At 78.0% G+C, this 2,719-nt stretch carries 1 protein-coding gene; it reads left to right on the forward strand.

Features of this window, described 5'->3' with window-relative positions; genetic code table 11:
* The coding region (locus KBX39_RS28230) for an AAA family ATPase (RefSeq protein ID WP_210873437.1) at window positions 1-2,719 on the forward strand (2,719 nt) is incomplete at both ends.

Here is a 2,719-nt window from a genome sequence, read left to right on the forward strand (position 1 = left end):
TCGGCGAGCAGATCATCGGGCGGGAACACCCCGCGGCGCTGTTGCGCGCCGAGGTGGCCCGGCTGACCGCGGGCCACGGCGGCCTCGCCCTGGTCACCGGCGAGCCGGGCATCGGCAAGACCACACTGGTCTCGGCCGCCGCCGACGAGGCCCGCCGAAGCGGCGCGCTCGTGCTCGGCGCCGCGTGCTGGGACTCCGACACCGCCCCCGACTACTGGCCCTGGGTCCAGGTGCTGCGCCGGCTGGCCCGCTTCGCCGACGACCCCTCCGGCGCCCGCGAAGCGGTCGACGCCGGGCTGGCCGCGCTGCTCGGCGAGCGCCCCGCCGGAGAGGGCGACGAAGCGGGGGACGACGGCGACGAGGCGGGGGACGGCGGCCGGGCCGAGTTCGACAGGCACGACGCGGTGACCGCGGCGCTCGTCGCCGTCGCGCAGCACCGGCCGGTCGTGGTGGTCCTCGACGACCTGCACTGGGCCGACCCGGCGTCGGTCCGGCTGCTCCAGTTCGTCACCCGGCACACCTGGTTCGAGCGGCTGCTGTTCGTCGGCACCTACCGGGACGCCGAGGTCGAGTCCGGCGAGCATCCGCTGCGCCCGTTGCTGGTGCCGCTGAGCGCGAAGGCCACCACGGTCACGCTCACCGGCCTCGGCCGGGACGACGTGGCCGCCCTGATGACCCGCACCGCCGGCCGCGAGCCGGGCGCCGATCTGGTCGCCGAGGTGCACCGGCGCACCGGCGGGAACCCGTTCTTCGTCGAGCAGACCGCCCGGCTCTGGCACACCGACGGCCTTACCGACACCATCGCGCCCGGCGTCCGGGAGGTGGTGCGCCGCCGGCTCGACCAGTTGACCGCCCCGGTCGTCGAGGCGCTCACCGTCGCCGCGGTGCTCGGCCACGAGTTCGACAGGGGGACGGTGGCGGCCTGCGTACCCGCTCCGGTCGCCCAGGTCGACCGCATGCTCGGCCGCGCCGCCGCGGCCCGGCTGGTGCTGCCCCGGGGCGGCGGGCGGTTCGTCTTCGTGCACGACCTGGTCCGCGAGACGCTCTACGACGGGCTCGCCGCGGACGCGCGGCGGGCCCGGCACGCGGGCGTCGTCCGCGCCGTGGACAGGTCCGGCGCGCTCGCCGGCGCGCTCAGCCCCGCCCACCTGGCCCGGCACGCGTGGCTGGCCGGCGCCGAGCTGGACCCGGTACGCGCCGGTGAGCTGCTGGTCACAGCCGCGCGGGACGCGGCCGGCCGGCTCGCCGTGGACGAGTCGGTCCGGCACTACCGGCGGGCGCTCGATCTTCCCGGTGAGCCCGTCCCGCGGGTCCGGCTGCTGCTGGAACTGGCCGGGCTGCTGCACCACATCGGCCCGGCCGAGGAGGTCGAGCGGCTGCTGACCGAGGCCGCCGCGCTGGCCCGGCAGGCCGACGACCCCGGCGTGCTGACCCGGGTGGCGCTCACCGCGCACCGGCGGCACTCGGCCACCCGCCGCCGGCTCGACGCCGACGACCTGGTCCGCGAGGCGTACCGGCGGTTGATCGGCGAGCCGGATCCGCAGCGGTCCGTGCGCAGCCTGGTCACCGACCTGATCACCGCCACCGAGACGCTCGCGAGGCACGGCAGCGACGACGAGGCGCTCACGTTCAGCCTGTGGGCCCGCCACGACACCACCTGGGGCCTCGGGACCGCCGAGGAGCGAGCCCAGGTGACCGCCGAGATCCGGGAGGTGGCCCGCCGCGGCGGCGACCGGGAGACCGAGCTGTGGGCCACCGCGCTGCGCTGGGTCGCGCTGCTGGAACTGGGCGACCCGGGATACCGCCGGGAGCTGGCCTCGTTCGTGGCCGGCGCCCGGCAGGGCGAGGTCCCCCGGCAGCGGATGGCGGCCACCATGGACAGCGGCATCATCGCCGCGTTCCGGGGCGACCTCGCCACCGCCGAGGAGTGCTTCGCCGAGGTGGAGAGCCACCCCGAGCCGGAACACTCCGACCACGCCTTCATGACGCACCACATCCGCTGGTCGGTGCTGCTTCTCTACGGCCGCGTCGCCGAGGCCGAGGCCCTGCTCGACAAGGTGGGCGCCGGCCACCCGCAGGCCGAGCTGCTCCGGGCGATCACCGCCGCCGAACGCGGCGACCCGGCCGCCGTACGCGGGCTCACCGCCGGGATCGAGGCCGCCGGCGCCACGTACCCCCGGTCGGTGTCGCCGCTGTGGCTGCGGCTGCGGGCCCAGGCGGCGGCAGTGGACGGCGACCCGGGCCGGTGCGCCGAGGCGCGGGCGGCGCTGGCGCCGCACCGGGGACGGTGGATGGCCGCGCTGTTCGGCTGCGACATCGCCGGCCCGGTCGACCTGTGGCTGGCCGCGGTGGACGCGGCCGACGGCCGGTGGGACGACGCGGTCGCCGGTTACACGGCGGCCCGGGACGCCGCCGACCGGCTGGGCGCCCGCCCGTGGTCGGTGCTGGCCCGGGCCGGGCTGGTGGCCGCGCTGACCGGGCGCGACGGGCCGGGCGACGCGGCCGAGGCGCGGCGGCTGCGCGCCGCGACGGCGGCCGAGGCGCGGGCGCTGGGCATGAGACAGGTGCCCGGCCGGCTGGCCGCCGCCCGGGCGGACCCTCCGGCGGTGGCGGTCTCTCCGCTGACCGCTGTTCGCCCGGCGGTGTCCGCTCCGCCGGAGTTCCGCCCGGACGGGCCGGTGTGGCGCCTCGGGTACGGCGGTGTGGTGGTGCACCTACC

Source organism: Micromonospora sp. D75 (assembly GCF_018070405.1).
Lineage (GTDB): Bacteria > Actinomycetota > Actinomycetes > Mycobacteriales > Micromonosporaceae > Micromonospora > Micromonospora chalcea.